We start from the raw sequence: 23,218 nt of genomic DNA, 5'->3' as shown, positions 1-23,218 counted from the left end.
TTCCGCCGTCGATCCGAGCTGTGTGCGGCCCAGTGGTCCTCGCGCGGCCGGTGGTGCTGGTGGGACCGCCCCGACGGGGGTGTCAGTTCGAGCCGGAAAGGCTTGTGGCCTGGGGCTTATGGGTTCCGGTGCGTTCTTCGTCATCGTCGGCATGGAGAATTTCTTCCGGGTCCGTCTCACCCGATTCTACCTCAGCCTGCGGAGAGACCCACTCACGGCCCGGCAGGTAGGGACCCGGTTCGAGTCCGGTGTGACGCTGCGCTTGCACGCGGAGGATGATCGCACCGAGCACGACGGCGGCGAAAGCGGCCCACACATTGCTGGGGATGCCGAGGAAGCTGAACTCGCTCGGGTCGATGCGGATCGACTCGAGATAGGAGCGACCGAGGCCGTACCAGATCAGATAGACGGCGAGCACCCTGCCCCACTGGAGCCGGAACCTGCGCTCCAGCCAGAGGATCACGAACACCCCGATGACGTTCCAGACGATCTCGTAGAGGAACAGCGGCTGGAACAGCGTCCCCTCCGGCAGACCGACCGGAATGGCTTTGTTGCCGGAGGCGATCTCCAGCCCCCACGGGAGACTGGTCGGCAGGCCGAACAGCTCCTGGTTGACGTAGTTGCCGAGCCGGCCGATGGCCTGAGCGAGGAGCAGCGCCGGCGCGAGCGCGTCGGCGAACGTCCAGAACCGCAACCCGGTCCAGCGGCAGCCGATCCCGACACCCACAGCCCCGCCGATCAGCGCGCCGAAGATGGCGTTGCCACCCTCCCAGATGTTCCAGATCGCACCCGGCTGGAACGGGTTCCAGACGTTGGCGCCGGGGTAGAAGAAGTCGGCCGGATGGGTCACCACGTGGTAGAGCCGTGCTCCGATGATGCCGAGCGGAACGGCCCACAGCAGCACGTCCAGCACGACACCCGGCTCAGCGCCGCGCTTGGTGAGGCGGCGCGAAGTCCACATGGCCGCCACCACGATCCCGGTCAGGATGATGAGAGCGTACGTCTGTATCCGGAACGGCAAGAAGGGCAGATGAATCTGCGCCCACTCGGGGCCCGGGCTCGGGATGCTGGCCATCCAGCTGCTCACCGTCGCAACCACGCGATGACTCACCTTTCGATTGGGGGGTACGCGCGGAGTCGCGCGCGGCCACCCTAGTCTAGATCGGCCTCAGCCGCGAACGGCTCCGCGAGCCAGCTCGGCGGCGATCCGGCCGGCCGCCGCGACGCCCCCCTTCGCCAGCGCCGTGACGAGCGCCGAACCGACGATCGCCCCGTCGGCGTAGTCGAGCACTTCCGCCACCTGCGCGGCGGAGGAGATGCCGAGTCCGACGCAAGCGCTCAGCGCACCAGCCTCGCGAAGGCGACCGACGAGCGTGCGGGCCGCAGCGTCCACATCGGTCCGGACGCCCGTGATGCCCATCGTAGAGACGGCGTAGACGAAACCGCGGCTGTTCGCGGCGGTCTGCCGCCGGCGAGCCTCGGTGGAGGACGGGGCCGCGAGGAAGACCCGGTCGAGGCCGGTGCGCTCGGAAGCCGCGAGCCAGTCGGCGCCCTCGTCGGGGATGAGATCGGGGGTGATGAGCCCGGCTCCCCCGGCTGTGGCAAAATCGTCGGCGAAGCGGTCGACGCCGTACTGCATCACCGGGTTCCAGTAGGTCATGACCAGGACAGGCGCATCGACACGGCTGGTGATCTCGCGCACAGCCGCGAAGCCATCGCGCAGGCGGAAACCGTTCGCGAGCGCGCGCTGCGTGGCGGCCTGGATGACCGCACCGTCCATCACAGGGTCCGAGTACGGGAGGCCAAGTTCGATGACATCGACGCCGTTCTCCGCCAGCGCAACCGCAGCGTCGACGCTCGTCCGCAGGTCGGGGAAACCCGCCGGGAGGTAGCCGATCAGCGCGCCCGCGGCCTCCCCCTTGCGGCGGGCGATGGTGTCTGCCACACGGCTCACGACTGCACGGCCCCTTCTTCGATGAGGCCGAAATAGCGTCCGGCAGTCTCCATGTCTTTGTCGCCGCGGCCCGAGAGGCTGACCAGGACGACTCCCTCCGGTCCCAGCTCGCGGCCAAGGTCGAGCGCCCCGGCGAGGGCGTGCGCGGACTCGATGGCCGGGATGATGCCCTCGGTGCGGCTGAGGAGGCGCAGCGCCTCCATCGCCTCAGCGTCGGACACCGGGCGGTACTCAGCCCGCCCGATCGCCGCGAGCCAAGCGTGCTCCGGTCCGACGCCCGGATAGTCGAGCCCTGCCGAGATCGAGTGCGACTCGATGGTCTGCCCGTCCTCATCCTGCAGGAGCAGACTGCGCGCGCCGTGGAGGACGCCGGGGCGTCCCTTCGTGATGGTCGCGGCGTGACGCGGCGTATCCGCGCCCTCGCCGCCGGCTTCGAAACCGACCAGGCGCACATTCTCGTCATCGAGGAAGGCGTGGAAGATCCCCATCGCGTTCGAGCCGCCGCCGACGCAGGCAGCGACCGCATCGGGCAGCCGGCCGGTGAGCGCGAGCACCTGTTCGCGCGCCTCCTCGCCGATGATCCTCTGCAGATCGCGGACCATCGTCGGGAAGGGGTGCGGTCCCGCGACGGTGCCGAAGATGTAGTTGGTCGTCTCGACGTTCGTCACCCAGTCGCGCATCGCGTCGTTGATCGCGTCCTTGAGGGTGCGGGAGCCGGTCTTGACCGCGACGACTTCGGCCCCGAGCAGGCGCATGCGGGCGACGTTCAGCGCCTGGCGCTCGGTGTCGACCTCGCCCATGTAGATCGTGCAGCTGAGGCCGAAGAGCGCCGCTGCCGTCGCGATGGCGACACCGTGCTGGCCCGCGCCCGTCTCCGCGATGACGCGGGTCTTGCCGATGCGTTTGGTCAGGATGGCCTGGCCCAGCACATTGTTGATCTTGTGCGAGCCGGTGTGGTTGAGGTCCTCGCGCTTGAGGAGGAGACGGGCGCCTCCCCCGTGCTCCGCGAACCGCGGGACCTCGGTGACGATCGACGGTCGCCCCGTATAGGAGCGGTGCAATTCGTCGAGCTGGACGTGGAAGGCGGGGTCGGCCTTGGCGGCCTCCCACGCCGCCGACAGCTCATCGAGGGCGGCGACCAGCGACTCCGGAACGAACCGGCCGCCGAAGTCGCCGAAGTAGGGACCTTCTTCGCTGCGGAGGGGCATCAGACTCCTCGGAACTCGCTGAGCGTCGCGACGGGGTCGCTCGTGACAAGCGCCTCGCCGACGAGCACGACATGCGCACCCGCCGCCCGGTAGTGCGCGACATCGGCGGCCGACTTCACAGCCGACTCCGCCACGCGGATGACATCGGACGGGTACCGCTCGGCCAGACGGCCGAACAGATTGCGGTCCAGCTCGAACGTGGAGAGATCGCGCGCGTTCACACCCACGAGTTTCGCGCCGGTGTCGAACGCACGGCTCAGCTCATCGGCCGTGTGGGCCTCCACGAGCGGAGTCATGCCCAGCTCGACGATGAGATCGTGTAGCTCGGCCAGCCGCCGCTGCTCCAGCGCGGCGACGATGAGGAGCACGAGGTCTGCGCCCGCGGCGCGCGCCTCGAACACCTGGTACGGGTCCGCGATGAACTCCTTGCGGAGGACCGGGAGCGACACGGCCGCGCGCACGGACTCCAGATCCGCCAGTGATCCGCGGAAGCGGCGCTCCTCGGTGAGGACGCTGATCGCGCTGGCGCCGCCGGTCTCGTAGAGGCGGGCCAGCGCGGCGGGATCGGGGATCTCTGCGAGATCGCCGCGAGACGGGCTCGCGCGCTTCACCTCGGCGATGACCTTCACCCGGTCCGCCGGGGCGAGCGCGTCAAGGGCGGGGAGGGGCGGGGCCTGCGCAGCGGCCACGGCCTCCACAGCGCTCAGGGGGCGATCCGCCCGACGCCGGGCCGCATCCTCCAACGCGCCGGCGGTGAGGTCGGCGAGCAAGTCGACGGGCACGGGTTCAGTGGCCCTTCGGCTGGTACTTGGCCCCGCCCACTCCATAGCCCGCACGCTTCATGATCCCGCCGACGAGCAGCCCGACCACGGCGAGACCGGCCGAAGCCCACACGATCGCGGGGAGATCGAAGAAGAACGCGACCGCGCCGATGGCGAAGGCGACGAGCATGATGACCACGGCCGTCCAGGCCGCCGGCGAGTGGCCGTGGCCGGGCTCGACCGGCCCCTGGGCCGTCGACACATTCTCGACTGACTCGGTGCTCATGGGACTCCTGCGCGTCGGGTGCGCGCGGGCGCGCACAGTGGGTGGATCGCTGTCCAGTCTAATGGGTGCTCACCGCGTCGGGTCGTCGCCGCGGCTCAGCTCATCCCAGCTGTCGATCGCGGTGCCGCGATCCAGCGGCGCCGGCTCGGCGGGGAGGGCCGCTTCGGCGCCGGGCGCGGGGCCTGCGGCCGCCTGCGCTCGGGCCGCCTCCTCGGCGAGGACATCTTCGGCCGGGCGGCCGTCTTCGCCCGCGAACCGGGTCTGGTACTTGCGCGACGGACCCGGCCACGCCCGGAGGGACACGATCGCGGTCGCACTCGCCAGAGCGATGATGAGACCCCCGGCGACGGCGAGCCACGGCCAGAACAGGGCGCCGAGACCGTCCACAAGCCCGCGCACGGACACCTCCCCCGCAATCCCAGTCGCAGAGGTGATGGCCGGCCCGACCGCACGCACCGGGTCGCCCAGCGCCGACAGGGACGAGAAGACGATCGAGCCGCCGAGGAGGATGCCGAGCAGGGACAGGACGATGCGGAACGCCGGCCCCGCGGGCGCGAGCGCGGCGGTCAGAGCGAGTCCCGCGAACGAGAGCGCCGTGAGCGCGGGAGCCGCGTCCGATCCAGCAACGGTCACGACACCGTGGTGGTTGGCCGTGTCTGTCAGCCGGACACTGAACCAGATCTGCGTCGCGGAGAGGAGCGCGAAAGCGCCCCCCGCCACGAGGGCGAGGAGGGTCAGGTACTTGATCCGGAGGTTCTCAGTCCGCACCCTGCACCCGTCTCAGTGCATTGGCGACGGCCACCGCCCGCAACGGCGCCGCCGCTTTGTTCTGCGACTCCTCGAACTCCGACTCGGGAACGGAGTCGGCGACCAGCCCGCCGCCGGCCTGCACACGCGCCACACCGTCCATGATCGTCGCCGTGCGGATCGCGATCGCGAGATCGGCGTCGGCGGCGAAGTCGAAGTAGCCGACCACTCCCCCGTAAACGCCGCGCTGCGCGGGCTCCAGCTCGTCGATGATCCACAGCGCCATCGGCTTGGGCGCGCCGGAGAGCGTCCCCGCCGGGAAGGTGGCACGGAAGACGTCGAGCGCACTGGCGTCCGGCAGGAGATCGCCCTCGACGGAGGAGACAATGTGCATGATGTGGCTGAACCGCTCGACGCGCATGAACTCCGTCACCTCGACGCTGCCGGCCGCGCAGACCTTCAACAGGTCGTTACGGGCCAGATCGACGAGCATGAGGTGCTCGGCGCGCTCCTTGTCGTCGGCGAGGAGCGAAGCCTCGAGGTCGAGATCCTCCTCCGGCGTGGCCCCGCGCGGGCGGGAACCGGCGATGGGGTGCGTGAACGCGCGTCCCTCCCGCACCTTGACCAGCGCCTCCGGGGACGATCCGACGATCTCGTAGACGCCGCCATCGGGCCGCTCCAGCGCCAGCAGGTACATGTACGGGCTGGGGTTGAGCGCCCGGAGCACACGGTAGACATCGAGTGCGCCGGCCTCGCAGGCCACCTCGAAGCGCTGCGAGATGACGACCTGGAAGATGTCCCCGGCGACGATCCTCTCCTTGGCGGCCTCGACCGCCGCGAGGAAGTCTGGCTTGGCCGTGCGAGAGACAGGGGGATGCACAGGCACAGCGAGATCCACCTCGGCGAGCCACGCCTCCGCCGGCTGCGCCAGCTCGCCCTGCATCCGATCGAGCCGGGACTGCGCATCCGCCCAGAGCGCGTCGGCGTCGTCGACACCATCGGCCAGCACGTTCGCGATCAGCAGCACTGTGCCGGAGCGATGGTCGATCGCCACGAGGTCGGCCGCGAAAGCGAGGGCCTGGCCCGGGATATCGTAGTCCGCTGGCGGCTGGTCGGGCAGCCGCTCGATCTGGCGGATCGCCTCCCAGCCGATGAAGCCCACGAGCCCCCCGGTCAGCGGGGGCAGGCCGGGGATGCGCGGCGACTGCCAGCGCCGGTGCAGCGCCGCGAGAGCGTCGAGTGGACGGCCAGACGCATCGGGGCCAGCCGCGTCGGGGCCGAGCGCGCGCTCGGCGGAGAGTCCGTAGTCGAGCCAGCGGACCTCCTCCCCTTGCTGGGTCAGAACGCCGAACGAGGCGGCTCCGACGAACGAGAATTGCGACCAGATACCGCCCTGCTCGGCGGATTCCAGCAGGAAGGTGCCCGGCCGGCCGGCGGCGAGCTTGCGGTAGATGCCGACCGGCGTCTCCCCGTCTGCGAACAGTTCGCGCACGACGGGGATCACCCGGTGTGCGCCGGTCAGTGCGTCGAACTTCTCGCGGCTGGTTGTACCGCTGGATGTGGCGATCACAGCTCCTCCGTGTCGTATTGTCGTGTGTGCCGCGACCTCCTGGCCGCTCACCACCCGTCAGCGGCGGATTCGGGACGCTCGCCGAGCACTGGCGCGAGCGGGTCCGCATCAAAACAGGTGTACGTTCCGGTGTGGCACGCGGCGCCGACCTGATCGACCGTCACCAGCAGCGTGTCACCATCGCAATCGAGCGCAACGCCCCGGACGAACTGAATGTTCCCAGAGCTATCGCCCTTGCGCCAGTACTCCTGACGGGAGCGCGACCAGAACGTCACGCGTCCCTCGGTCATCGTGCGGCGGAACGCCTCGGCGTCCATCCAGCCCATCATGAGCACGTCGCGGGTGTACCACTGCTGCACGATCGCCGGAACGAGCCCGGTGTCTGTGAAGCGGATACGCGTCAGCGCCTCATCGAGCCCGGTCATGGCCGGACCTCCATCCCGGCCGCGGCCAGCGCTGTCTTCACATCGCCGATGGTCAGCTCACCGGAGTGGAACACGCTCGCGGCGAGCACGGCGTCCGCCCCGGCGCGGAGAGCTGGAGCGAAGTCGGCGGTTTTCCCCGCACCGCCCGAGGCAATCACCGGCACGGCGCTGAGGGCGCGCATCTCGCGGATGAGCTCCAGGTCGAAGCCCTCCTTCGTGCCATCGGCGTCGATCGAGTTGACGAGCAGCTCTCCCGCACCGAGTTCGATGGCGCGCGCCGCCCATTCCAGCGCGTCGAGGCCGGTCTCGGTGCGGCCACCGTGGGTCGTGACAGCGAAGCCGGAGTCCGTTGACGCCGAACGCTTGACATCGAGCGAGAGCACCAGAACCTGAGCGCCGAAGCGGTCGGCGATCTCGGCAACCAGCCCGGGCCGGGCGATCGCCGCGGAGTTGACGCCCACCTTGTCCGCACCGCTGCCGAGCAGCCGCGCGACATCCTCCGTGCTGCGCACACCGCCCCCGACCGTCAGGGGGATGAAAACCTGTCCGGCGGTCGCGCGCACCACGTCGTAGGTGGTGGAGCGGTCGTCCACCGTCGCCGTCACATCCAGGAAAGTCAGCTCGTCGGCGCCCTGCTCCGCATAGCGACGGGCGAACTCGACGGGGTCGCCCTGGTCACGCAGGTTTTGGAAATTGACGCCTTTCACCACTCGTCCGGCCGCGACATCCAGACACGGAATGACCCGCACGGCAACGCCCATCAGATCCTCGCGGCGTGAATGGAGGTGACGAGGATGGCGCGCGCGCCGAGCTCGTAGAGCGCGTCCATGACCTGATTAGTCTGGTCGCTTCTGATCATGACGCGGACGGCCACCCAGTCCGGCTCCCCCAGCGGCGAGACCGTCGGCGACTCCACCCCCGGCGTGAGCGCGACGGCCTTCTCCAGCAGAGAGACCGGGAGGTTGTAGTCCACCAGCACATACTGGCGTGCGACCATCACGCCCTGCAGCCGGCCCAGCAGCGTACCGGCTCCAGCCGCCGGCGAGGACGAGGAGATGAGCACAGCCTCCGATTCGAGAATGACCGGGCCGAAGATCTCCAGCCCCTGCTTGCGCAGCGTGGAGCCAGTCTCGACCACGTCGGCGACGGCGTCGGCGACGCCGAGGCGGACCGCGGACTCGACGGCGCCGTCCAGCTTGATCAGGGCGGCGTCGACGCCTTCGCCCGCGAGGAACTGCCCCGCGAGACCGGGATAGCTCGTGGCCACGCGCTTGCCATCGAGGTCGGCGAGAGCGGCGTACTGCCCGGACGGCCCGGCGAAGCGGAAGGTGGAAGTGGCGAAGCCGAGCGCGGCGATCTCCGCGGCCGCCGAGCCGGAGTCAAGCAGGAGGTCCCGCCCGGTGATGCCGACGTCCAGTGCCCCCGAGCCGACGTAGGTGGCGATGTCGCGGGGGCGCAGGTAGAAGAACTCGACGCCGTTGCGGGCATCGGAGACGATCAGCTCCTTGGGGTCGCGGCGGCCGGCGTAGCCGGCCTCCTGCAGCATCTGCGCCGCGATCTCGGAGAGGGACCCCTTGTTGGGGACAGCGATTTTGAGCATGGGTTCAGGGCTTTCGTGAGGTGACGGACGAAGAGATGCGGGAGCGCATCACAGATGTCGGTACACATCGGCCAGGGTCAGTCCCTTCGCGAGCATCATCACCTGCAGGTGATAGATCAGCTGCGAAGCCTCCTCTGCGAACGCCTCGTCGCTCTCGTGCTCGGCGGCCATCCAGACCTCGGCTGCCTCCTCCACGATCTTCTTTCCGATGGAATGCACACCCGCGTCCAGCTCGCGCACCGTCCCGGAGCCCTCCGGTCGGGTCGCGGCCTTCTCGCTGAGCTCGGCGAAGAGGTCGTCGAAGGTTTTCACCGTTACAGAGTACTGTGCCAGCGCACGGCCGCGCGCAGCGCCTCGATCCGCTCCGCGGGCTCCCCTCGGAAAACCGCGGAACCGGCGACGAACGTGTCCGCGCCGGCTTCGGCGGCGACCGCGATCGTCTCCTCGGTGATGCCCCCGTCGACTTCGAGCCACACATCCAGCCCGCGGGCTTCCACCGTCTCCCGCAGACGGCGCAGCTTCGGCATCGTCTCCAGCATGAACGACTGCCCGCCGAAGCCGGGCTCCACCGTCATGACCAGCACCTGATCGAACTCGGGCAGAAGATCCAGATAGCCGTCCACCGCGGTGCCGGGCTTGAGCGCGATGCCGGCGCGCGCGCCGAGTGCCCGCAGCCGCCGCGCGAGCGCGACCGGGTCGGCCGCCGCCTCCGCGTGGAAGGTGACCGAGTGGGCTCCGAGCTCCGCGTAGCCGGGCGCCCAGCGATCGGGGTCGTCGATCATCAGATGCACGTCGAGCGGGATGGCGCTGACATCCTGGATGCGCCCCACCATCTGCGGACCGAACGTCAGGTTCGGCACGAAATGGCTGTCCATCACATCCACATGGACGAGGTCGGCCGACGCGATCCGACCGAGATCGCGCTCCAGGTTCACGAAATCCGCCGCCAGGATGCTCGGGTTGATACGCGCTGCCATAGGCTCAGCCTACGGGCAGGGAGGAACGCCGGGCGATCGGCTCCCGCCCGCTTCGCGCGTACCGCAGGATCTCGCGGATCGGCGCTTCCCCGGATGATGAGGTGCGCCACGCCCACGCCGGACCCGGCTCGGCCTCAGCCCGCTTCCGCCTTCGTCAGCAGCGCGATGAACATCGCGTCCGTCAGCTGCCGGTGCGGCCACAGCTGCACGAGGGTGGGGTCCCCGGCGAGGTCGAGCGGCTCGCTAACGAAAGCTTGCACCGCTTCCGCCGTGCGCACCGGCCGCAGCGCCCCCTCGTGGCGGCGCAGCGCGTCCGTGACGACACTGCGGGTCTCGGCGATGTGCGGCGAGCAGGTGACATAAGCCAGCGTCCCGCCCGGTTTGAGCGCGGCCACCGCCGAATCGAGGAGACCCGCCTGCAGGTTCGCCAGCTGGGCCACACCGCGCGGGGTCTTCCGCCAGCGCGCTTCGGGGCGGCGGCGAAGGGCGCCGAGACCGGTGCAGGGGCATCGAGGAGGATGCGGTCGAATGCCGCAGGCTCCGTCTCACCGATCGTGAGGCCATCGCGCTGCCAGACCGGGACATCGAGCGGAACAGCGGCGAGGGCGCGGCGCACCAGCTCCGCCCGCGCCGGGACCAGCTCGTTGGCGACGAGGGTGGCGCCGCCGGCCAGGGCTTCCGCGGCCAGCAGCGCCGCCTTGCCCCCGGCCCGGCGCAGAGGTCGAGCCAGCGCTCCCCCGGTGCGATCGGGCTCGAGCGGGTGAGGGCGAGCGCGGCGAGCTGGGAGCCCTCGTCCTGCACGCGGACGCGGCCCCCGGTCTCGGCCACGAGCCGCTGCGGATCGCCGCCGGGTCGTGAAACCGGGCGGGGAAAAGCGGTCGGGCCGGGCGTCCTCGGGAGCGTCGGCGAGTCCGGGGAGGACGACCAGGTTGACGCGCGGCGCCACGTTGTCGGCGTCGAGCAGCGCTTCGAGCTCGTCGCCGCGGCCCTCGGCCTCCAGCGCACGACGCAGCGTGAGGACGATCCAGACGGGATGCGAGGTGGAAGCGGCAAGCCGATCGTCCTCGTTCTTCGCACCGGCGAGGACGAGCCGCCGCCACTCTGCGGGGGCGTGCCGGCCGATCTCGCGAAGGACACCGTTGACGAAGCCGGTGGCGCTGCGGCTGCCGGCCTGCCGAGCCAGCGCGACGGACTCGTTGACGGCCGCGTGCGGAGCCACGCGGGTCGAGAGCAGCTGGTGCGCGCCGAGACGGAGGACATCGAGGATCGGCGCGTCGATGCGGTCGCCCGGACGGCCCGCCGCCCGGGCGATCACCCGGTCGTAGTATCCCTGCATGCGCAACGTCCCATACGTCAATTCGGTCGCCAGGGCCGCATCGGCGGCCGGGAGCTCGGCGCGGGCGATGCGCGCCGGGAGAAGCAGGTTCGCGTAGGCGTCCGACTCACGGAAGGCGAGGATGACCTCGAGCGCGACCCGGCGTGCATGCTGGGCGTGCGAGCGCTGCGCGGAGGAGGCGCCGCCGCTCACGAGAGCACCGCCTCTCCCCCGGCGCCCCGCCACCAGTCGGCAGCAGCCATGACTCGTTTGCCTGCGGGCTGCACGGTCACAAGCTCGAGCGGGCGGCTCCCGGTGCCGGCCAGGATGCGTTTGCCGTCGGCAACGACCGCTCCGGGCGGGAGCACACCGGCGGCCGTCGGGCGCACCGCGTGGATCTTGAACCGCTCACCGTCAAGCAGCGCCCACGCGCCCGGTTCCGGGGTCACCCCGCGGAAACGCGCATAGACCTCGTCGGCCGGGCGCGTGAGATCGAGCTTCGCGTCGGCGATCCCGAGCTTGGGCGCCGCAACAGGCTCGCCGGACTGCGGGGTCGCCACGGCTGTGCCATCCGCCAGCGCGGCGACGGTGTCAGCCAGCAGCCGGGCGCCCGAGCGCGCGAGATCGTCGAGCAGCTCGCCCGCCGTCTCGTCGGGGCGGATGAGACGGCGCAGTTCGCCGAACACGTCGCCAGCGTCCAGTTCGGGAACCAGCTGGAAGACCGCCGCCCCGGTCTCGCGATCACCCGCGATCAGAGCGTGTTGCACCGGAGCGGCCCCGCGCCAGCGCGGCAGCAGCGAGAAGTGCAGGTTCACCCAGCCCCGGCGCGGCAGCGAGAGCAGGGGCTCGTGGACGAGCCCGCCGTAGGCGACCACGACGCCGACATCGGGCCGCAGCACCCGGACCCGCTCGATCGCCTCCTCGCGAAGCCGGTTGGCGCGGATCACCGAAAGACCCAGCTCCTCGGCCGCGATGGCGACCGGAGATGGGGTCAGGATGCGCTTGCGTCCGAGCGGAGCATCCTCCCGGGTGATCACGGCCGCGACCTCGAAGCGGGCGGCGAGGGCGGTCAGGGAAGGGACGGCGACAGCGGGTGTGCCGGCGAAGACGAGGCGCATGGGCGAAGGTTCTTTCGATCTAGTCGGCCTCCGAGTCTACCCGCGAGGGTCAGAGGATCTCCGGATCGTCGAAGCGCACGCGCAGCGACGGAGCGGGGCGGTAGCCGCCGCGGCCGGCCGGCGCCTTCCGGCGCTGCGTCGCGTTCCGCACCACCTGGCCCCGCACAGCTGCCGCGACCTCGGCTCCACGCGCATACTCGAAGCGCAGGATGCTGCGCACCGTCTTCTCGTCCACCTCCACCGGACCGAGCACGTCGATGAGCAGGCCGGGACCCACCGCGGCGGCGACCGCCTCCACAGCCGCCGGAGCGCCCGTGATCGAGGCGAGCCGCACCGCGGGGGGGAAGCGGAGTCCGCGCCGGTCGGCGAGCTCTTCGCGGGCGAAGTCCACCAGCCGGCCGGTCGCGAAGGCCCGCGCGAGAGCGCCCGACACCCCGACGAGCACGGTGGGCGCGCCAGGCGCGGCCAGGACGGCGGCGCTGGTCCACCAGCGAAGGCAGTCCTCGGCAACACGCAGACTCTCCCGGGCGAGCATCCGCTCGCCGTCGAGCAGCAGGACAGCGCGATAGCCGCCGTCCGCGATCGGCTCGGCCCCGCGGGTGGCGACCACGAGCGCCGGGGCCGGCCCGATGCGCTGCACCGGATGGTCGCCGTCCGCCAGGACGATGCGCGTCCCGGGGAAGGCCCGGCCCAGCTCCTCCGCCGTGCGTCCCGAACCGGGCGTGACCATCCGGAACGCCGTGTGCTCGCAGCGCGAGCAGCTCCAGTCGGTCGCGAGCGCGCCGCACCACTGGCACGAGGGCATCGACCCCGCCTGTCTCTGACCGAGCGGACCGGTGCAGCGGGTGCAGCGGGCGGCCTGTCCGCAGCTCGCGCAAGCGAGCAGAGGAACGTAACCGGGGCGCGCCACCTGCACGAGCACGGGGCCGTGATCCAGGGCTTCCCGGGCCGCCCGCCAGGCTCCCGAAGGGATGCGCGCCGCGCGGGCGGCGGGCTCGTCCGCCTGCTGCGCCGAGGTCAGGACGACTTTCGGCGCAAACGCCCGTTCGGGAGCGATGTCCCGAAGCCAGCCCAGCTCGACCAGCCGCTGAGCCTCGACGCTGCGGACGAGCCCGCTCACGACAAGCGCGCAGCCGGTCAGCTCCTGCCGGACGAGGGCCGCATCCCGGGTGTGGACATAGGGCGCGAGCGGTTCCGCGTGCAGGGGGTCGCTGTCCTCCCAGAGCGCGATCAGCCCCAGATCCTCCGCGGGCGCATACACCACCGATCGGTTGCCGATCAGGATGCGCGGCCCGGCCAGCGCCGTCAAGAAGCCGCGGTAGCGGTCGGCGTTGGCCTGTGACGCATCGGTGCGGACCACCGCCGCGGCCGGGACGATCGCGGCCAGGGCTGCCGACAGCTGCTCCAGATCGCGGTGATCGGGCGCGGCCACGATCGCCGAACGCCCCGCGCTCCAGCTCGCGGCCGCGAGCGCAGCGAGGGTGATCGCCCACTCCCCCACCCAGGTGCCGTCCGGCAGCGGGCTGAGCCAGGGGAGGGGACGGAGGGCAAGGCGTTCGCCGCGCGCGACGGCGGTCTCCAGCGTGCCCTCGCCGTACCCGCGCACGCCGATCGCCGCGGCGGCCGCTGCCGGGTTCCGTTCGCTCTCCGGCTGGGCAAGCCACTGCTTCTCGACGCGCACCATCCGGCCGGGAACCGCCAGGCGCAGGATGTCGCTGGCCGTCCCCGCGCTGCGGTCGGCCAGCCGCCGCGCCAGCCGCCACACCCCGGGCGTGAGCACCGGCACCGGCGAGACGACCGACTCGATCGGGCTGAGCCGGCCCTCATAGGCGCCCTCGGGCTCGGCCCATTCCACGAGGTAGCCGTCGGCGACGCGTCCCGCCGTGCGGAGTGGGACGCGCACCCGGACACCGGGGACCGCGTGGGCGGCCAGCTCCTCGGGGACGAGATAGTCGAAGAAGTGGTCGAGCTGCGGGAGCGGCGAATCGAGGACGACGCGAGCGACCCGGCCGGCCGCCGGCACAGCTACAGCCCCGCGGCCGAGCGCAGGTCGTCGACGCGGTCGAGCCGCTCCCAGGTGAAGTCCGGGAGCTCGCGGCCGAAGTGGCCGTACGTCGCCGTGCGCGCGTAGATCGGCCGGAGCAGGTCGAGGTCGCGCGCGATGGCGGCCGGTCGCAGGTCGAACACCTCACGGATGGCGTGGATGATGCGCTCGTCCGGAACGTGAGCGGTGCCGAAGGTCTCGACGTAGAGACCGACCGGGGCGGCCTTGCCGATCGCGTAGGCGATCTGCACCTCGAGGCGGTCCGCGAGCCCCGCGGCGACCGCGTTCTTCGCGACCCAGCGCAGGGCGTACGCGGCAGAACGGTCCACCTTCGACGGGTCTTTGCCGGAGAACGCTCCGCCGCCGTGACGGCTCGCGCCGCCGTAGGTGTCGACGATGATCTTGCGACCCGTGAGCCCGGCGTCTCCCTTCGGCCCGCCGATCTCGAAGCGGCCGGTGGGGTTGATCAGAGTGCGGATGTGCGAGGTCTCCACTCCCGCGGCGTGCATGACAGGCTCGATGACCTGCTCTATCACATCCGCTCGCAGCTGCTGGCTGGGGATGTCCCGCGCATGCTGGGTGGACAGCACGACGGTCTGCACGCTCTTCGGGACATAGCCCTCGTAGCCGATCGTGACCTGGGTCTTGCCGTCCGGGCGCAGATAGCCGAGCGTGCCGTCCTTGCGCACCGCCGCGAGACGTTCGGCGAGCCGATGAGCCAGCCAGATCGGCAGCGGCATGTACTGCGGGGTCTCGGTGGTGGCGAAGCCGAACATGATGCCCTGGTCGCCCGCGCCCTGCCGGTCGAGGTCGTCCTGACTCCGCTCGGATCGCGTCTCCAGCGCATTGTCGACACCCTGTGCGATGTCCGGCGACTGGGCGCCAATTGAGACGGAGACACCGCACTGCGTGCCGTCGAAGCTGACATCGGAGGAGTCGTAGCCGATCTCTACGATCGTGTCCCGCACGAGCGCCGGGATCTCGACATAGCCTTTGGTGGTGACCTCACCGGCCACATGCACGAGGCCGGTGGTCACGAGCGTCTCGACGGCGACACGGCTGTGCTCATCGACGGCGAGCAGGGCATCGAGGATACTGTCGGAGATCTGATCGCAGATCTTGTCCGGGTGGCCCTCGGTCACAGACTCAGACGTGAAGAGACGCAGATCGGCCATAGTGCTCCTGTTCGATGCCGGCCTCGGTTCGCGGCCGGGTCTCAGACGATGACGTCGAGAATACGATCGGCCACCGACAGTTTGCTCCCGGAGGCCTCCATCACTATATCTCCGCCTCTGCGCAGAACGACGACAGCGTTGCTCTCCGTCTGGAAGCCTTGATCCCAGCCCACCTGGTTGAGCACGAGGAAGTCCGCGCCCTTAGCCGCGAGCTTGCCGCGGCCTCGTTCGAGAAGGAACGACGGTTCGGGCTCTGTCTCGGCCGCGAAGCCGACGATCACCTGTCCGTGACGCTTCTCGCGGGTGAGCCCGGCGAGGATGTCGGGATTGGCGACGAGCTCCAGCGTCAGGGTCTCCCCTGTCTCGGACTTCTTGATCTTGCTGTCGCGACTCGACGCCGGACGGTAGTCGGCCACGGCGGCCGCCATCACCACGATGTCGGCGGCACGGACGGACTCGGTCACGGCCTCCTGCAATTCCAGCGCGGTCCGCACCGGGATGAGCTCGACACCCTCCGGCGGTTCGACTTCCAGGTATGCCGCGATCAGCACGACCTCCGCTCCCCGCGCCTGCGCCGCCCAGGCGAGCGCGACGCCCTGCCGGCCGCTGGAGCGGTTGCCGAAGAAGCGCACCGGGTCCAACGGCTCGCGGGTCCCGCCTGCGGTAATCACGACGCGCTTGCCGCGGAGGTCCACCCCGCCGCGCGGCCTGCGCGCGGCCTCGTTCGCACGCCGGCGCTCCGAGAGCACGACGATGTCAGCCGCGGGCTCGGGGACCGCCGAGACGATCGGGCGCGGCGCGATGCCGACGGCGCGCAACGCGGTCCGGACGATGGTCTCGGTCTCCTCGAAACGGCCCGGCCCGCTGTCGCTGCCCGTCAGCGGACCGGACGCGGGACCGACGACGATCACACCGCGGTCGGTGAGCTTCGCGATGTTGGCCGCCGTCGCCGGGTTCTGCCACATCTCGGTGTGCATCGCCGGGGCGATCACGAGGGGGGCGGTGGAGGCGAGGACGGTGTTGCCGAGCAGATCGTCGGCAAGCCCCGCAGCGAGCTTGGCGATGGTGTTGGCCGTCGCCGGAGCGATCACGATGAGGTCGGCTGACTGGCCGATGGCCACATGCCGCACCTCCGCGACGCCCTCGTACAGATCGGTCGCGACGGGGTTTCTGCTGATCGCCTCCAGCGTCGGCCGGCCGACGAATCGCAGGGCGGCCTCCGTCGCGACAACGTGGACGGAGTGGCCCTCGAGCACGAGCGCCCGGATCACGCCCACAGCTTTGTAGGCAGCGATGCCGCCGGTCACTCCGACGACGATGGTCAAGCGCGCGCTCACGGCGTCACCCCCTCAACGGCAGGGTCCTTGCGCGGCCATCGGCCGCGACGGCCAGGCCGTGCCCGGCGGAAACCCCGGTGCTTGTCTTATTCGGCGGCGGCGATCGGTTTGAGCACGAGTCTGTCCTCGTTGATCTCGTGCATGGCCACGGAGAGGGGCTTGTCGTCCACCGACGAGTCCACAAGCGGCCCGACGTTGTCGAACAGGCTGCCCTCGTGCAGGTCCGCGTAGTAATCGTTGATCTGCCGAGCGCGTTTGGAGGCGAAGATCACGAGCGCGTACTTGGACTCGACTTTGGAGAGCAGGTCGTCGATGGGCGGGTCGATGATGCCATTGGTGCTGGTGGCCATGCGGGATGTCTCCTTGCTTGAGGCAGAACGTGCGCTGCTCGGAACGAAAACGACGCCGCCAGGATGCGGCACGACGAGGGCGGACAGCCTAGGCCGTTGACGGACGTACCGGCGCCGGGCGAACCATCATCAAGTCTACGACCTCCCGAGCGGCATCGGCGACCGTGTGGTTCACAACGCGGTGGTCGAACTCGTTCTGGGCGGCCAGTTCGACCTTCGCGGTCTCCAGACGGCGCTGCTGTTCGGCGGCGTCTTCGGTGCCTCGGCCGGTGAGCCGGCGAACCAGCTCCTCCCAGGTCGGGGGCAGCAAGAAGATCAGGCGGGCCTCCGGCATCGACGCGCGCACCTGGCGCGCGCCCTGGAGATCGATCTCGAGGAGGACGCTCCTGCCGTCGTCCAGCGCTTTCTCGATCGGCGCTCGCGGCGTTCCGTAGCGGTAGGCGTTGTGTACCGTCGCGTGCTCGAGGAGATCGCCGGCCGCGATCATCCGGTCGAACGCGGCATCGTCCACGAAATAGTAATTGACGCCGTCGACCTCACCGGGACGCGGCGAGCGGGTGGTCGCGGAGACCGAGAGCAGCACCTCGGGATAGTTCTCCCGGATGTAGGCCGAGACGGTTCCCTTGCCGACAGCGGTGGGGCCCGCCAGCACCACGAGGTGTTTGCGCCGCCGGACCGGCCGCTCCTCGCGCTCGATGAGAAAAACGCGGAGGCGGAGCCGCTGGTGCCGGCCGAGCCCGCCGAGCCGCTTGGAGGGGGCGATGCCGAGCCGGCGCAGGGCGTCCTGCGTCTTGGTCGTTCCGATGGCCGGGACGCTGAGCAGGAACTCGGTGACCCGGATGCGTCCCTCCACGCCCCCGGGGTCGGCTGTGGCGTGGTCGAGGACGGTCAGCGGCGACAGCTCACGGGCGGCGATGGCGGCTTTGACGCTCGCTCGGGCGCGGCGGGCCGCGACGGCCGCGGCGCTGGCAGCCTTCCGATCCACCTCGGGCGGAGCGGGACGGCGCCGGGCCGGAGACCCGGTGGATGCGTCGGCAGCGGACTCAGGCATGCGCGGCGCACACCTCCTCGGAGCGGCCGGCGATCGCCGCGGCGATGCCGCCGGGACCGGTGGCCAGGAGCCCGCGCGACTCGCTCACGATGACCCCGGGGGCCAGCGACCCGAACAGGCGAGGGACGTCTCCGACCAGCGCGCCCTGATGGCCGAAGCCCGGAGCGAGCACCGGGAACGCCGGCGCGTAGACCCGCTCGGTGTCGATTCCGAACGCGGCAAGGTCGAGGGTCGCGCCGAGCACGAGGCCCACGGAAGCGAAGGGATGCGGGGGCTGCCGCTGGGTGAAGACCTGCACGTCTTCGATGATGGCACGCGCCACGGTGTACCCGGTATTCGGCCCCGAGGCCACGACCGCCTGCTGAAGCGTGGCGGCCTCCGGGTTCGAGGTCGCCGCCAGCACGAACAGCCCCTTTCCGGTCGCCTCGGCGAGACGCATGGGCGCGTCGATCGAGCCGACGCCCTGGAAAGCGGCGATCGTCAGCGCGTCCGCCTCCAGCGGGGAGCCCGGGGTCAGCCACGATTCGGCGTACGCGGCCACGCTCGTGCCGATGTCGCCGCGCTTGGCGTCGGCGATCACGAGCAGGCCGGCGGCCCGGGCAGCCGCGAGCACCTCCTCCAGAGCCGCGTATCCGGCGGCGCCGAACCGCTCGAAGAACGCCACCTGCGGCTTCACTGTCCCGGCACGGCCAGCCGCAGCGTCCACCACCCGCAACCCGAACTCGCGTACGCCCGCGGCCGAGTCCGGCAGGTCCCAGGCTGCGAGCAGGTGGGCGTGCGGATCGATCCCGACGCACAGCCGGCCGCGCGCATCGAACACAGCGACCAGCCGGTCGCCGAAGGGGACGATGCCCCCGGTACAGTCCGTCACCGCCGCGCTGCCCTCTGCGCCGCGTACTCCTGCAGCGAGGTCACCGCGAAGCCGTGCCGCACCGCGTCGAGCGAGGCGACAGCCGCGCTCAGCTCGGCGAGGGTCGTGAACAGCGGTTTGTCGCCCGCGACGGCCGCGGCCCGGATCTCGTAGCCGTCGGCGCGCGCAGAGCGGCCGCTCGGGGTGTTGATAACCACATCCACTTCGTTTCGCGTGATGAGGTCGACGATCGAGTCGCCGTCCGTCGTCTCGCTGTGCTTGCGGATGACGCGCGCCGCGATCCCGTTGCGGTTCAGCACCTCGGCGGTGCCCTCTGTCGCGAGGATGGCGTAGCCGAGCTGCTGCAAGCGCAGCACCGGGAGCACGATCGCGCGCTTGTCGCCGTCGGCGACCGAGACGAACACAGTGCCCGTGAGTGGCATCTCGCCGTAGGCCGCCGCCTGGCTCTTGGCGAACGCGGTCGGGAAGTCTTTGTCGATGCCCATGACCTCGCCGGTCGAGCGCATCTCCGGGCCGAGAACCGAGTCCACGATCTTACCCTCGCGCGTGCGGAACCGCTTGAACGGCAGCACCGCCTCCTTGACCGCCACCGGCGAGTCCATCGGGATGATCGACCCGTCCTGATCCGGGAGCAGACCCTCCGCCACGAGTCCGTCGACCGTGTCACCGACCATGATCCGGGAGGCCGCTTTGGCAAGCGGGATGCCGAGCGCCTTGGACACGAAGGGGACCGTCCGCGATGCGCGCGGGTTCGCCTCGAGCACGTAGAGCACGCCCGCACCGATCGCGAACTGCACATTGAGCAGCCCGCGCACACCGATGCCCTCAGCGATCTTCCGCGTAGCCTCGCGCACGCGGTCGATCTCGCGGCGGCCGAGCGTGATCGGGGGCAGAGTGCAGCTCGAGTCCCCGGAGTGGACACCGGCTTCTTCGATGTGCTCCATCACCCCACCGATGTAGAGCCGCTCTCCATCGAACAGGGCGTCGACGTCGATCTCGATCGCATCGTCCAGGAAGCGGTCGACCAGCAGCGGGTGCGCAGGTCCCACGATCCCCTGGCCGGCGACGCGCTGGAAGTAGGACGCGAGCGAGTCGCTGTCGTAGACGATCTCCATCCCGCGTCCGCCGAGCACGAAGCTCGGACGCACCAGCACCGGGTAACCGATCTGCTCGGCAGCGTGTAGCGCGCTCGCGTAGTCGACCGCTGTGCCATTGCGCGGCGCGACCAGGCCCGCGTTCTCGAGGATGTCCGCGAACAGGCCGCGCTCCTCCGCCAGATCGATCGCGCTCGGGGTGGTTCCGAGGACGCGAACGCCCGCCTCCTCCAGGCCCTTCGCCAGCCCGAGCGCCGTCTGGCCGCCGAGCTGCACGACCACGCCGACCAGCTCGCCGGACTGCGACTCCGCGTGGATGACCTCCAGCACGTCCTCCAGCGTCAGCGGCTCGAAGTACAGGCGGTCGGAGGTGTCGTAGTCGGTCGAGACCGTCTCCGGGTTGCAGTTGACCATGATCGTCTCGTACCCGGCGTCGTGCAGCGCGAACGAGGCGTGTACGCAGGAGTAGTCGAACTCGACGCCCTGCCCGATGCGGTTCGGGCCCGAGCCCAGGATGACGACCTTGCGCGTGTCGCTCGGCGCGACCTCGGTCTCCTCGTCGTAGGACGAGTAGTGGTAGGGGGTGAGGGCCGGGAATTCGCCCGCGCAGGTGTCCACCGTCTTGTAGACCGGCCGCACGCCGAGGATGTGCCGCACCTCGCGGACATCCGCCTCGCCGAAACCGCGCAGCTCCCCGATCTGCGCGTCGGAGAAGCCGTGGTCCTTCGCGAAGCGCAGCGTGTCGGTGTCCAGCGTCTCCGCGGCGCGGATCTGCTCGGCCACCTCGTTGATCAGCACGATCTGGTCGATGAACCACGGGTCGATCTTGGTGGCCTCGAAGACCTGCTCGGGTGTCGCGCCGAGCCGCAGCGCCTGCTGCACATCCACGATCCGGCCGTCGGTCGACGTAGCAATGGACGCCAGCAGCTCCTCGGCCGTTCTGTTCTCGGCACCCCAGTGGAACGACGAGCCCCGCTTCTCCAGCGAACGAAAGGCCTTCTGCAGGGCACTCGTGTAGGTGCGGCCGATCGCCATCGCCTCGCCGACCGACTTCATGGTCGTGGTCAACGTCGGGTCGGCAGCCGGGAACTTCTCGAAGGCGAACCGCGGCACCTTGACGACCACGTAGTCCAGGGTCGGCTCGAAGCTCGCCGGGGTGACCCGGGTGATGTCGTTGGGGATCTCGTCCAGCCGGTAGCCGATGGCGAGCTTGGCCGCGATCTTCGCAATCGGGAAGCCAGTGGCCTTGGAGGCGAGCGCGGACGAGCGGGAGACGCGCGGGTTCATCTCGATGACGATGACACGCCCGTCGGCGGGGTCCACGGCGAACTGGATGTTGCAGCCGCCGGTGTCGACGCCCACCGCGCGGATGATGTCGATGCCGATGTCCCGCAGCTTCTGGTACTCGCGGTCGGTCAGCGTGAGCGCAGGAGCGACCGTGATGGAGTCGCCGGTGTGTACGCCCACCGGGTCGACGTTCTCGATGGAGCAGACGACGACGGTGTTGTCGGCGGTGTCGCGCATGAGCTCCAGCTCATACTCCTTCCAGCCGAGGATGGACTCCTCCAGCAGCACCTCGCTGGTCGGGCTCTGGTGGATGCCGTCGCCGACGATCCGGCGCAGTTCCTCCGACGTGTACGCGAAACCGGAACCGAGACCGCCCATCGTGAACGACGGCCGCACGACCAGCGGATAGCCGAGATCGTCGGCGAACGCCAGCGCCTCCTCCACCGTGTGCGCGATGTGCGAGCGGGCGACGTCGGCCCCCGCGGCGATGACCAGATCCTTGAAGATCTGGCGGTCCTCGCCCTTCTGGATGGCCTCGAACTTCGCGCCGATCAGCTCGACGCCGTACTTCTCCAGCACACCGTGCTCGTGCAGCTGCATGGCTTCGTTGAGCGCGGTCTGGCCGCCGAGGGTCGGCAGGATGGCTTCGGGCTTCTCCTTAGCGATGATGGTCTCGATGACCTCCCAGGTGATCGGCTCGACATAGGTCGCGTCGGCGAAGTCGGGGTCGGTCATGATCGTGGCCGGGTTGGAGTTGACCAGGATGACGCGCACGCCCTCCTCGCGGAGCACGCGGCAGGCCTGGGTGCCCGAGTAGTCGAACTCGCACGCCTGGCCGATGACGATCGGACCAGAGCCGATCACCAGAACGGAGCGGATGTCGGTGCGCTTCGGCATCAGTCGGAGCCTTCCTGGGTTGCGGTGCGATCCTTGATCATGGTGAGAAACCGGTCGAACAAGTAGTTGGCGTCGTTCGGTCCCGCCGCCGCCTCTGGATGGTACTGCACGCTGAACGCCGGAAGGTCGAGGCAGTTGAGCCCCTCGACAACGTTGTCGTTGAGGCTGATGTGGCTCACCTCGACCTGCCCGAAGCCGGCGGGCGAGGCGAAGGTCCCCTCCCGCGGCGCCTCGACCGCGAAGCCGTGGTTCTGCGCGGTGATCTCCACGCGGCCCGTGCGCTTGTCGAGCACCGGTTGGTTGATCCCGCGGTGCCCGAACGGCAGCTTGTACGTGCCGAGGCCGAGCGCGCGGCCGAGCAGCTGGTTGCCGAAGCAGATGCCGAAGTAGGGCAGACCGGCCCGCAGCGTCTCCTGGAGGAGCGCGACGTGCTTGTCGGAGGCCTGCGGGTCGCCGGGGCCGTTGGAGAAGAACAGCGCTGTCGGGTTCAGGCTCAGCACATCCTGCGCCGACACCTGCTGCGGGAGCACATGCACGTCGAGCCCGCGTCCGGCGAGGTTGTCGAGCGTCGACTTCTTGACGCCGAGGTCGAGCACCGCCACCGAGCCGATCCGCTCACCGACCGCCGGCACCGTGTACGGCTCGACGGTCGAGACCTCGGCCGAGAGGTTGCGGCCGGCCATCTTCGACCCGGTGAGCACCAGGTCGAGCTGCTCGCTGTCGCTCAGCCCGAAGTCCTCCCCCGAGAACACACCGGCGCGCATTGCGCCGGCCGACCGGATGTGGCGGGTCACGGCGCGCGTGTCGATCCCGCTGATGCCCACCACGCCCTGCGCCTGCAGGTCGTCGTCCAGGCTGCGCTGCGCGCGGAAGTTCGAGACGACGCGGCTCGGCTCGCGGACGACGAACCCCGCCACCCAGATCTGTCGCGACTCCATATCCTCGTCGTTCGTGCCGGTGTTGCCGATGTGCGGCGCCGTCATGAGCACGATCTGGCCCGCGTACGACGGGTCGGTCAGCGTCTCCTGGTAGCCGGTCATCCCGGTCGCGAACACGACCTCGCCGAGCGTCCGCCCACGCGCGCCGTAGGCCCGGCCCACGTAGCGCTTTCCGTCTTCGAGGACGAGGACCGCAGGTTCGAATGCGCTCAT

At 70.3% G+C, this 23,218-nt stretch carries 21 protein-coding genes and 1 pseudogene; all 22 read right to left on the bottom strand.

What is annotated here, in order from left to right; genetic code table 11:
• Window positions 1-82: 82 nt before the first annotated feature.
• Window positions 83-1,087, bottom strand: coding sequence for a prolipoprotein diacylglyceryl transferase (lgt, locus tag LXX_RS05590; protein WP_011185976.1), 1,005 nt, complete (start codon window positions 1,085-1,087; stop codon window positions 83-85).
• An 81-nt stretch (window positions 1,088-1,168) separates the two neighbouring features.
• Window positions 1,169-1,954: a tryptophan synthase subunit alpha gene (trpA, locus tag LXX_RS05585; protein ID WP_011185975.1), complete on the bottom strand. Its 786-nt coding sequence runs from the start codon at window positions 1,952-1,954 to the stop codon at window positions 1,169-1,171.
• Window positions 1,951-3,162 (bottom strand): tryptophan synthase subunit beta, encoded by a 1,212-nt coding sequence (gene trpB / locus LXX_RS05580; RefSeq protein WP_011185974.1) that lies wholly within the window; start codon window positions 3,160-3,162, stop codon window positions 1,951-1,953. Before trpB ends, trpA begins: the two co-directional genes overlap by 4 nt.
• Window positions 3,162-3,932 carry an indole-3-glycerol phosphate synthase TrpC gene (gene trpC, locus LXX_RS05575; RefSeq protein ID WP_041768260.1) on the bottom strand — a complete coding sequence of 257 codons (771 nt, stop codon included), beginning with the start codon at window positions 3,930-3,932 and terminating at the stop codon, window positions 3,162-3,164. Before trpC ends, trpB begins: the two co-directional genes overlap by 1 nt.
• 16 nt (window positions 3,933-3,948) lie before the next feature.
• Window positions 3,949-4,209 (bottom strand): DUF6704 family protein, encoded by a 261-nt coding sequence (locus tag LXX_RS05570; RefSeq protein WP_041767484.1) that lies wholly within the window; start codon window positions 4,207-4,209, stop codon window positions 3,949-3,951.
• A gap of 69 nt (window positions 4,210-4,278) precedes the next feature.
• Window positions 4,279-4,977: a Trp biosynthesis-associated membrane protein gene (locus LXX_RS05565; protein WP_011185971.1), complete on the bottom strand. Its 699-nt coding sequence runs from the start codon at window positions 4,975-4,977 to the stop codon at window positions 4,279-4,281.
• Complete coding sequence (locus LXX_RS05560; protein ID WP_011185970.1) at window positions 4,967-6,526, bottom strand: anthranilate synthase component I; 1,560 nt, start codon at window positions 6,524-6,526, stop codon at window positions 4,967-4,969. The genes LXX_RS05565 and LXX_RS05560 overlap by 11 nt, the downstream gene beginning before the upstream one ends.
• A gap of 47 nt (window positions 6,527-6,573) precedes the next feature.
• Complete coding sequence (hisI, locus tag LXX_RS05555) at window positions 6,574-6,951, bottom strand: phosphoribosyl-AMP cyclohydrolase (RefSeq protein WP_011185969.1); 378 nt, start codon at window positions 6,949-6,951, stop codon at window positions 6,574-6,576.
• Window positions 6,948-7,712: an imidazole glycerol phosphate synthase subunit HisF gene (gene hisF / locus LXX_RS05550; protein ID WP_011185968.1), complete on the bottom strand. Its 765-nt coding sequence runs from the start codon at window positions 7,710-7,712 to the stop codon at window positions 6,948-6,950. Before hisF ends, hisI begins: the two co-directional genes overlap by 4 nt.
• The gene (hisG, locus tag LXX_RS05545; RefSeq protein WP_011185967.1) at window positions 7,712-8,551 is read right to left on the bottom strand and encodes an ATP phosphoribosyltransferase; all 840 of its coding nucleotides are present in this window, start codon (window positions 8,549-8,551) and stop codon (window positions 7,712-7,714) included. Before hisG ends, hisF begins: the two co-directional genes overlap by 1 nt.
• A gap of 48 nt (window positions 8,552-8,599) precedes the next feature.
• Window positions 8,600-8,863: a phosphoribosyl-ATP diphosphatase gene (locus LXX_RS05540; protein ID WP_011185966.1), complete on the bottom strand. Its 264-nt coding sequence runs from the start codon at window positions 8,861-8,863 to the stop codon at window positions 8,600-8,602.
• Window positions 8,864-8,865: 2 nt separating this feature from the next.
• Window positions 8,866-9,528: a ribulose-phosphate 3-epimerase gene (gene rpe / locus LXX_RS05535; RefSeq protein ID WP_011185965.1), complete on the bottom strand. Its 663-nt coding sequence runs from the start codon at window positions 9,526-9,528 to the stop codon at window positions 8,866-8,868.
• Window positions 9,529-9,662: 134 nt separating this feature from the next.
• A pseudogene (locus LXX_RS05530) lies at window positions 9,663-11,056 on the bottom strand (RsmB/NOP family class I SAM-dependent RNA methyltransferase).
• The gene (fmt, locus tag LXX_RS05525) at window positions 11,053-11,961 is read right to left on the bottom strand and encodes a methionyl-tRNA formyltransferase (RefSeq protein WP_011185964.1); all 909 of its coding nucleotides are present in this window, start codon (window positions 11,959-11,961) and stop codon (window positions 11,053-11,055) included. The pseudogene LXX_RS05530 and the gene fmt overlap by 4 nt, the downstream one beginning before the upstream one ends.
• A 49-nt stretch (window positions 11,962-12,010) precedes the next feature.
• The gene (locus LXX_RS05520) at window positions 12,011-13,984 is read right to left on the bottom strand and encodes a primosomal protein N' (RefSeq protein ID WP_011185963.1); all 1,974 of its coding nucleotides are present in this window, start codon (window positions 13,982-13,984) and stop codon (window positions 12,011-12,013) included.
• Between the two features lie 2 nt (window positions 13,985-13,986).
• Window positions 13,987-15,180 (bottom strand): methionine adenosyltransferase, encoded by a 1,194-nt coding sequence (metK, locus tag LXX_RS05515; RefSeq protein ID WP_011185962.1) that lies wholly within the window; start codon window positions 15,178-15,180, stop codon window positions 13,987-13,989.
• Between the two features lie 41 nt (window positions 15,181-15,221).
• A complete protein-coding gene (locus LXX_RS05510) occupies window positions 15,222-16,505 on the bottom strand; it encodes a bifunctional phosphopantothenoylcysteine decarboxylase/phosphopantothenate synthase (protein WP_041768258.1) in 1,284 nt (427 codons plus the stop codon).
• 98 nt (window positions 16,506-16,603) lie between these two features.
• Window positions 16,604-16,867: a DNA-directed RNA polymerase subunit omega gene (gene rpoZ, locus LXX_RS05505; RefSeq protein ID WP_011185960.1), complete on the bottom strand. Its 264-nt coding sequence runs from the start codon at window positions 16,865-16,867 to the stop codon at window positions 16,604-16,606.
• An 88-nt stretch (window positions 16,868-16,955) separates the two neighbouring features.
• A complete protein-coding gene (gene gmk / locus LXX_RS05500; RefSeq protein WP_041767480.1) occupies window positions 16,956-17,918 on the bottom strand; it encodes a guanylate kinase in 963 nt (320 codons plus the stop codon).
• Entirely contained in the window at window positions 17,911-18,789 is an 879-nt protein-coding gene (gene pyrF / locus LXX_RS05495; protein ID WP_011185958.1) for an orotidine-5'-phosphate decarboxylase, read from the bottom strand. The genes gmk and pyrF overlap by 8 nt, the downstream gene beginning before the upstream one ends.
• Complete coding sequence (gene carB / locus LXX_RS05490; RefSeq protein ID WP_011185957.1) at window positions 18,786-22,067, bottom strand: carbamoyl-phosphate synthase large subunit; 3,282 nt, start codon at window positions 22,065-22,067, stop codon at window positions 18,786-18,788. Before carB ends, pyrF begins: the two co-directional genes overlap by 4 nt.
• Window positions 22,067-23,218 (bottom strand): glutamine-hydrolyzing carbamoyl-phosphate synthase small subunit, encoded by a 1,152-nt coding sequence (gene carA / locus LXX_RS05485; RefSeq protein ID WP_041767477.1) that lies wholly within the window; start codon window positions 23,216-23,218, stop codon window positions 22,067-22,069. Before carA ends, carB begins: the two co-directional genes overlap by 1 nt.

This window comes from Leifsonia xyli subsp. xyli str. CTCB07 (assembly GCF_000007665.1).
GTDB classification, from domain to species: Bacteria; Actinomycetota; Actinomycetes; order Actinomycetales; family Microbacteriaceae; genus Leifsonia; species Leifsonia xyli_C.
The sequence above is the reverse complement of the archived record's forward strand: the minus strand, read 5'-3'. Positions and strand labels throughout refer to the sequence as shown.

Excerpts from the sequence above, each read along its gene's own strand:
- rpoZ (WP_011185960.1), bottom strand. The coding sequence starts at position 16,867 with ATGGCCACCAGCACCAATGGCATCATCGACCCGCCCATCGACGACCTG.
- hisF (WP_011185968.1), bottom strand. The coding sequence starts at position 7,712 with ATGGGCGTTGCCGTGCGGGTCATTCCGTGTCTGGATGTCGCGGCCGGA.
- fmt (WP_011185964.1), bottom strand. The coding sequence starts at position 11,961 with ATGCGCCTCGTCTTCGCCGGCACACCCGCTGTCGCCGTCCCTTCCCTG.
- metK (WP_011185962.1), bottom strand. The coding sequence starts at position 15,180 with ATGGCCGATCTGCGTCTCTTCACGTCTGAGTCTGTGACCGAGGGCCAC.
- rpe (WP_011185965.1), bottom strand. The coding sequence starts at position 9,528 with ATGGCAGCGCGTATCAACCCGAGCATCCTGGCGGCGGATTTCGTGAAC.
- LXX_RS05570 (WP_041767484.1), bottom strand. The coding sequence starts at position 4,209 with ATGAGCACCGAGTCAGTCGAGAATGTGTCGACGGCCCAGGGGCCGGTC.
- hisI (WP_011185969.1), bottom strand. The coding sequence starts at position 6,951 with ATGACCGGGCTCGATGAGGCGCTGACGCGTATCCGCTTCACAGACACC.
- gmk (WP_041767480.1), bottom strand. The coding sequence starts at position 17,918 with ATGCCTGAGTCCGCTGCCGACGCATCCACCGGGTCTCCGGCCCGGCGC.
- carB (WP_011185957.1), bottom strand. The coding sequence starts at position 22,067 with ATGCCGAAGCGCACCGACATCCGCTCCGTTCTGGTGATCGGCTCTGGT.
- trpB (WP_011185974.1), bottom strand. The coding sequence starts at position 3,162 with ATGCCCCTCCGCAGCGAAGAAGGTCCCTACTTCGGCGACTTCGGCGGC.
- carA (WP_041767477.1), bottom strand. The coding sequence starts at position 23,218 with ATGAGCGCATTCGAACCTGCGGTCCTCGTCCTCGAAGACGGAAAGCGC.
- hisG (WP_011185967.1), bottom strand. The coding sequence starts at position 8,551 with ATGCTCAAAATCGCTGTCCCCAACAAGGGGTCCCTCTCCGAGATCGCG.